General features: G+C 76.6%; 5 protein-coding genes and 1 pseudogene. 1 reads left to right on the top strand and 5 read right to left on the bottom strand.

The window, feature by feature from the left end:
• The 5 genes and pseudogenes from F6X68_RS28900 to lanKC all read right to left on the bottom strand — a co-directional run.
• Nucleotides 1-970 (bottom strand): annotated as a pseudogene (locus F6X68_RS28900) (ABC transporter ATP-binding protein); the annotation flags it as partial.
• The gene (locus F6X68_RS28895; protein ID WP_151457215.1) at nucleotides 970-2,697 is read right to left on the bottom strand and encodes an ABC transporter ATP-binding protein; all 1,728 of its coding nucleotides are present in this window, start codon (nucleotides 2,695-2,697) and stop codon (nucleotides 970-972) included. The gene F6X68_RS28895 and the pseudogene F6X68_RS28900, both read right to left, overlap by 1 nt.
• Before the next feature lie 72 nt (nucleotides 2,698-2,769).
• Nucleotides 2,770-2,898: a SapB/AmfS family lanthipeptide gene (locus tag F6X68_RS28890; RefSeq protein ID WP_132237491.1), complete on the bottom strand. Its 129-nt coding sequence runs from the start codon at nucleotides 2,896-2,898 to the stop codon at nucleotides 2,770-2,772.
• 62 nt (nucleotides 2,899-2,960) lie between these two features.
• Nucleotides 2,961-3,080 (bottom strand): SapB/AmfS family lanthipeptide, encoded by a 120-nt coding sequence (locus F6X68_RS28885; RefSeq protein WP_013734295.1) that lies wholly within the window; start codon nucleotides 3,078-3,080, stop codon nucleotides 2,961-2,963.
• 6 nt (nucleotides 3,081-3,086) lie between these two features.
• On the bottom strand, nucleotides 3,087-5,687 hold the full coding sequence (gene lanKC / locus F6X68_RS28880) for a class III lanthionine synthetase LanKC (RefSeq protein ID WP_192581579.1): 2,601 nt from the start codon (nucleotides 5,685-5,687) through the stop codon (nucleotides 3,087-3,089).
• Nucleotides 5,688-5,932: 245 nt separating this feature from the next.
• Here lanKC and F6X68_RS28875 point away from each other — a divergent pair.
• The coding region (locus tag F6X68_RS28875) for a diacylglycerol kinase (RefSeq protein ID WP_151457213.1) at nucleotides 5,933-6,858 on the top strand (926 nt) is incomplete at its 3' end.

The following is a 6,858-nucleotide window of genomic DNA, read 5'->3' as shown; positions in this document are numbered from 1 at the left end:
AAGAGACAGGCACCGGGGGCGGGCTGGTGCGCAGGATGCGGCCCAGGGTGACGGCGTAGCGCAGGCCGCCGCCACCGACGCCCTGCACGACCGCGTGCAGGGCGGGTTGCAGCCCGGTGGTGACGTAGACCAGCGCGCCAAGCACGGCGCCGGCGCTCAGCCCCTGCCGGACCAGCCACGGCGCGGCCAGCACCAGCACCACCACGGGCAGCCAGCCGCCCACGCCGAGGCTGAGGCTGCGCAGCGCCGCCATCCGGGCCAGCGTCCGCTCCGCGTCGGCCTGCGCCGTGACCCGCCGGTCCACGTCGGACACCACGCGCTCCTGCGCGCCGCAGGCGACGACGTCGCGGTGCCCGGCCAGCGCCGACGCCGCCGAGCGGCCGAGCCGCTCGCCGGCGGTCACCTGGGCCCGCTGGTGCGCCACCATGGCCGGCAGCGACGCCCCGAACACGGCCAGCCCCACCACCAGCGGGGCCGCCACCGCACCGGCCAGCGGCGGGGCCAGGGCGAGCAGGCCGAGCAGCGCCGCCCCGGCGGTGAACAGGAACCCGCGGACCACCAGCAGCAGCCCGCCGAAGGTGTCCCGGACCACCTCGACCTGGTGGGTCAGCCGGGCCACGGTGGCGCTGTCCGCCCGGCCGCCGGCCCGGGTGGCGTCGTGCAGGGCCCCCCGCACCACCCGGGCGGCCAACTCGTCGCGGAACGGTTCCACCACGGCCCCGAGGCTGCGGTACACCTGCCCGGTGGCCGCCGCGCCCACCAGCACGGCCGCGGCGAGCCCGGCCAGCCAGGCCAGGCCGGTGCCGAACGCACCGGCCAGGAATCCCCGGTCGACGGCGCGGGCCACGAGCATCCCGCCGAGCAACGCCGGCAGGGCCTCCACGGCGGACCAGGCGGCCAGCCGGCCCAGGGCACGCCGGCGGGCCCGCAGTGCCGCCCAGGTGCTGCGGCGTACGCCGGGGCCGCTCATCAGGCGTCTCCGCCGGGCGTGAAGACCGACCGGTAGGCCGGGTCGGCCCAGAGCTGCCGGTGCGGCGCCACGGCCCGCAGCCGCCCGCCGTCGAGCCACGCCACCAGGTCGGCCGCCGCCGCCGTCGTCGCGCGGTGGGTCACCACGAGTCGGGTACGCCCGCCGGCGCCGGCCGCCACCGCCCGGGCGATCCGGTGTTCGGTCGCGGTGTCCAGGCTGGACGTGGCGTCGTCGAGGACGAGCAACCGCTCGGCGGGGAACGCGCGGGCCAGCCCGAGGCGCTGCGCCTCGCCGCCGGAGAGCGGCGCGTCCGTCAGCCGGGTGCGGAAGCCCTCGGGCAGCCGGGCGACGACGTCGGCGACCTGCGCCGCCCGCGCCGCGGCCAGCACCGCCGGGGTGGCCGGGGCGGTGCCGGCGGGCGGTCGTGCCGAGCCGGCGGGCAGCCCGAGCCCGATCGCGTCGTGCACCGTCTCGCCGACCAGCACGGGCCGGTCGAAGGCGTGGCCGACGGCCCGGCGCAGCGCGGACGGGTCGAGCCGGCGCAGCGGCATCCCGTCCAGCAGCACCTCGCCGGTCTCCGGGTCGTGCAGGCGGCCGGCCACCGCGGCGAGGGTCGACTTGCCGGCGCCGGAGCGGCCGACGACGGCCACCGTGGCGCCCGCCGGGACGGTCAGGTCGATCCCGTCGAGGACCGCCCGCCCGTTTTCGGTGCGTACGCCCACCCCGCGCAGCCGCAGTTCCCCCCGACCGGGCGGCAGCGGCTCGGTGCCGTCGGGGCGTACCGGGTGGGCCAGCGGCTCGGCGATCCGGCCGGCCGCCGCGCGGGCGCGGACGAGGCGGTTCAGGGTGGCCAGCACCGCGCCCAGTCCGGCGCCGAGGGCCGCGTACTGCACGGCGGCGACGAGTTGGCCGGGGGAGAGCCAGCCGACGGTCAGCGCGTACCCGCCGACGGCCACGACGGCGACCTGGAGCAGCGGTCCCACGGCGGCGGTGCGGGCGCTGGCCCTGGCCAGCAGCCGCCAGCTGAGCAGTCCGTACCCGCGCAGTTCCGGCAGGGCCGCGAGCACCCGGTCGCGTTCCCGGTCGACGGTCGCGGCGGCGGCGATGGTGCGGGCGCCGCCGAGGGCCTCCAGCAGGCGCCCGGCGATGTCCCCCAGCACCCGCTGGTAGCCGGCGACGGCGGCGGAGGCGTCGGTGACGAAGGCGCGCATGAGCAGCGTGAGCAGGGCCAGCCCGCCGAGGAGAGTGACGCCGAGCAGCGGTTCGAGCAGGGTGAGCGCCACGACGCTGCCGACCGGGGGGAGCAGCGCGACGACGCCGAGCACCACGGCGGTGCCGGCCTGCCCGGCCTCGGCGGCCTGCCCGACGAGCCGACCGACCAGGTCGCCCACCGGGTGGCGGCGGACGGTGCGGACGTCGCAGGCGAACAGGTGCCGCAGCAGGCGCCGGCGCAGCCGTGCCGTGGCCCGGGCCGCGCCGTACCCGCTGGCCACGTCGGCGAGGATGTCGGTGACCATGAGGACGGCGATCAGGCCGCAGGCGGCGGCCGGCCACCGGACGCCGCTGTCGCCGCCGACGGCGGAGTCGACCGCGAGCCCGAGCGCGGCGGGCAGGGCGAGTTCGGCGGCGGCGCCGGTGAGCGCGACCGCGCCGAGCAGGACCGTCCACCCGCCGCCGTCGCGGACCACCCGCCGCAGCAGCCGGTCGGTGCCGGTCGGCGTCCCCATGGCTTCTCCCGCGAAAGACGTGCGGCCCTGGGCGGACACGGCGTCCGCCCAGGGCCTCGCGTGATGACCTGGTCAGTTGCAGGTCGTGACGGACAGCGAGCTGTCGCCGCAGAGCAGCAGGCTCGCGCGGCTGCCACCGCCGGTGCGGTCGGCGGGGGCCATCTCCATGCCCTGAAGGTCGAGAAGCGCCATGTCGATCATCTCCTTCTGTACTGGTCGGTCGGATGGTCCTGCGCTGGATGTCGCCCGTGAGGGCGTCCGGCTCAGTTGCAGGTCGTGACGGACAGCGAGCTGTCGCCGCAGAGCAGCAGGCTCGCCCGGCTGCCACCGCCCGTGCGGTCGGCGGGGGCCATCTCGAGGCCCTGGAGGTCCAGAAGCGCCATGTCGTGTCACCTCCTTCCGTGTTGGTCGGTCGGGTCGGTCGCCCTCGCCGAGGCGAGGGAGTCGGGGGCGCCCGCCAGGGGCGCGAGGAACGGCAGGCGCACCGGGGCGTCGGGCCGCGCGGCGGCCAACGCCAGCAGCACGCCGGCGGTGCCGGTGCCGAGGTCCATGGAGAGGCGCAGCAACTGCTCGCCCGGGAAGGCGGTGCCGTCGCGGTAGGGCAGGGCGTGCCAGGCCAGCCGGGACACCTGGGCGTCGCGTTCGCGGCAGAGCCCCGGATCGTCGGGGTACGCCGCCAGGTAGGCGATGATGCCGGCTCGTCCGGCGAAGAGGCCGGACTGCGCGTAGAACGGTGACCGGGCGGCGCGGCGTACGCCGGCGCTGGCCTCGGCGAACCGCTCGTCGGCGCGGTGCCGCAGGTACTCGTCGAGCACCAGCCCGATGCCGACGCTGCCCTGCCCGAGGTAGGGCATGGTGCGCCAGCCCTCGTTGACCTCCAGCGCGCCGTCGGGGCGTACCACGCAGCGGCGCAGGTCCTGGCGTAGGGCAGTGGCGGCGTGGTCCAGCAGGGCCTCGTCGCCGGTCAGCTCGTGCAGCCGCACCAGCAGCAGCGCCGGCCCGGTGCGGCCGCGCAGCAGCCCGGCGTACGGGTTGCGCCCGCCGCTGATGTCCGGCCCCGGGTCGTCGGCGAGCTGGTCGACCACCCGCTCGGCAACCCGCCAGGCCGCGTCGCGCAGGGCCGTCTCGCCGGTGCGTCCGGCCAGCTCGGCCAGGTTGAGCGCGATGCCGGCGAGGCCGCCCGAGAGGCTGTGGTCCAGGCCGTCCAGCGGCTGGCGCAGGCAGATGTCGAGCACGTCGAGGGCGTCCTGCCGGCGGCCGAGCGCCTCCAGGGCGTACGCGACGCCGTGCAGGCCGTCGTAGAAGCCGCACCGGGTGCCGGAGGGGGGTGCCGTGGCGTGGCGCACCAGCCACTTTTCGTGTTCCGGCCACCGTCCGGCGCCGCTGACGTGCAGGGCGTACAGGACGCCGGCGGCGCCGTGGGCGAGGTTGAGCCCGCCGCTGCGGAACTGTTCGATGTCGCCGGGGAAGAGCCGGTCGTCCCGGTCGGGTGTCGCGCTGGCGAGGATCGCCCGGGCGAGCCGGTCCCGGTGGGTCGGCCCGACGTCGACGGTGAGGTCGGGTGCCGCTCCGGCGTCCGCCGGGGCGGGGCCGGTGATCTCCCGTACGGCGTCGTCGAGGAGCTCCCTCGGCACCGGGAAGTGCGCGGCGATCACGTCGGCGAGGTGCGCGGCCTTGTCCGGCCCGAGCCGGACGAGCTGGGTCAGCGGCAGGAACAGCGCCAGCCGCAGGCAGGCCAGGGCGTACCGGTCGACGGCGGGACCCGTGCGGTCCCGGGGCGCGGCGAAGCCCTGGTTGCGTAGTCCCGGCCGGCGGTGGCCGTCGATCGGCGCGGCGACCTCGAAGTCGACAAGCGCGATCCGGTCGTCCGGGCGGACCATGACGTTGAACAGGTGCAGGTCGCCGTAGACCAGGCCGCGGTCGTGGATCGCCGTGACGACCTCCTCGACCTGCCGGTGCACGTCCAGCGCCCAGCGGGTGTAGGCGGCGCGGTCGGCGTCCGTGGCGTCGGCGTCGATCAGCGGGTACCGGTCGACCAGGACCTTGTTGAGCGGGCGGCCCTCGATGAACTCCAGCGCGAGGAACCGGTGCTCGCCGAGGGCGAACTCGTCGTGCACCCGGGGCACCTGCGGCAGGTCGGCCAGCCGGCGCAGCGCGTCGGCCTCCCGGGCCAGGCGGGCGACCGCGTCGGCGCCGTCGGCGTCGAGGCCGGCGTGCGGCCGGGCCTCCTTCAGCACCAGTTGGGTGTCGGTCCGCACGTCCCGGCCGACGTAGAGGCCGCCGCCGTTGGAGAAGTGGATGACCTTCTCGATCCGGTACGGCACCTCGTCGGTGCTGGTGGCGTTGCGGGCGGCCAGGTGCGGGCCGAGGAAGTCGGGCAGCGTCACCCAGGACGGCACGTGGAACACCGGGTCGCGGCGGTCGGGCACCAGCGTGCCCGTGTCGTCCTCGATCGCCGGGACCACCTGGCCGTCGGGGGAGTGGCAGTACCGCGCGGCGAAGCCGCCGTAGCGTACGTGCACCGGGCCGGCGCCGTGGCGCAGGTCGCTGAGGATGTACGGGCCGGGCTCGCCGGCGAGCAGCTCGTCGAGCTCCTTGCAGACCAGCTCCAGCTCCGCGTCGTCGCGGGGGTACACGGTGACGAACTTGCCGCTGGCCGCCCGGGAGGCGTACTTGGAGTTGCGCAGCAGCAGGGTGCGCGGGCCGCGGAGGAACTTGAAGGACAGTCCGCGCGGGACGCAGTAGTCCCAGACGGCGTCCAGCACCCGCTCGGCGTTGTCCAGCGTCGCCGACACGTGGATCTTCCAGCCCTGCTGGGGCAGCGCGCCGCCCTCGGGGGCGTAGATCAGCCAGTCGTCGAGCGGCTCGGAGCGCCAGCCGTCGGGGACGGGCCGCTTCGCCGCCGCGAAGGTGGGCTGCTCGACCGCGCTGCCGAGGGAGTCGTAGAAGAGCCGGTCGGCGGCGCAGTAGCTGTCGTAGCGTTCGTCCACCGTGACCACTCCCTCCGCTGTTCGGCCGGTGCTGTTGCCGTTCGACCGATGTCTTCGTCCTGCTGACGGATCTGAGTCTGTCCGTTCGGGCCATGGCGGTTCCAGTGCGTTCAGTCATGACGACGAATGCGTGCCGCACGGGTCGGCCGTGACAAAAGTCAGTTGCGCCCGAGGTGCGCGGTGCCCCGCTGGCGGGTCGCCGACCGCACGGTGGGCGGTGCCCCCGCCCGTCCCGGGGCGGTACGGTGCTCGCCGTGACCGCAGACGATCACCCCTCCGTCGCCGGCGTCGGGCCCGTCGCCGTGCTGGCCAACCCGACCGCTGGCCGGGGCCGGCACCGAGGGCTGCTGCCGCAGGTCCTGCACCGGCTCGCGGCTGCCGGCCGGCCGGTACGCCCGCTGCGCGCGCGTACCGCCGACGAGGCCGAGGCGGCCTGCCGGGCGGCGGTGCGCGACGGGGCGTCGGCCCTGGTCGCGGTCGGCGGCGACGGGACCGTGCACCGCGCGGTGCAGGCGGTCGCCGGGACGGGGGTCCCGTTCGGCCCGGTGCCCGCCGGGACCGGTAACGACTTCGCCGCCGACACCGGCTTCCCGGCCGACCCGCTCGCCGCCGTCGACGTGATCGCGGCGGCGCTGCGCGACGGCCGCACCCGCCTGGTGGACCTGGCCCGGATGACGGGGGCCGACGGTGCGGACCGGTGGTACGGGGCCGTGCTCGCGGCCGGCTTCGACGCGATCGTCAACGAGCGCGCCAACCGGATGCGCTGGCCGAGCGGCCCGCGCCGCTACGACCTGGCGATTCTGGTGGAACTGGCCCGGCTGCGCCCGCGCCGCTACACCCTGCGCCTCGACGGGGTGCCGCACGAGGTGGACGCCGTGCTGGTGGCGGTGGGCAACTGCGCCAGCTACGGCGGCGGCATGCGGATCTGCCCGGACGCGGACCCGACCGACGGCCTGCTCGACGTGGTGGTGGGCGGCCGGTTCCACCGGCGCACCCTGATGCGGGTCAAGCCGCGCATCTACCGGGGCACCCACGTGACCCACCCGCTGGTGCGCAGCTACCGCGCCCGTACGGTCGAGCTGAGCGCCGAGGGCATCACCACGTACGCCGACGGCGAGCGCGCCCTGGCCCTCCCTCTGACCGTCACGGCCGCCCCCGCCGCCCTCCACCT

The sequence above is a fragment of the Micromonospora sp. AMSO12t genome (assembly GCF_008806585.1).
Classification (GTDB): Bacteria; Actinomycetota; Actinomycetes; order Mycobacteriales; family Micromonosporaceae; genus Micromonospora; species Micromonospora reichwaldensis.
This window is presented reverse-complemented; position numbering and strand designations above follow the sequence as displayed.

Excerpts from the sequence above, each read along its gene's own strand:
- F6X68_RS28895 (WP_151457215.1), bottom strand. The coding sequence starts at position 2,697 with ATGGGGACGCCGACCGGCACCGACCGGCTGCTGCGGCGGGTGGTCCGC.
- F6X68_RS28885 (WP_013734295.1), bottom strand. The coding sequence starts at position 3,080 with ATGGCGCTTCTGGACCTCCAGGGCCTCGAGATGGCCCCCGCCGACCGC.
- F6X68_RS28890 (WP_132237491.1), bottom strand. The coding sequence starts at position 2,898 with ATGATCGACATGGCGCTTCTCGACCTTCAGGGCATGGAGATGGCCCCC.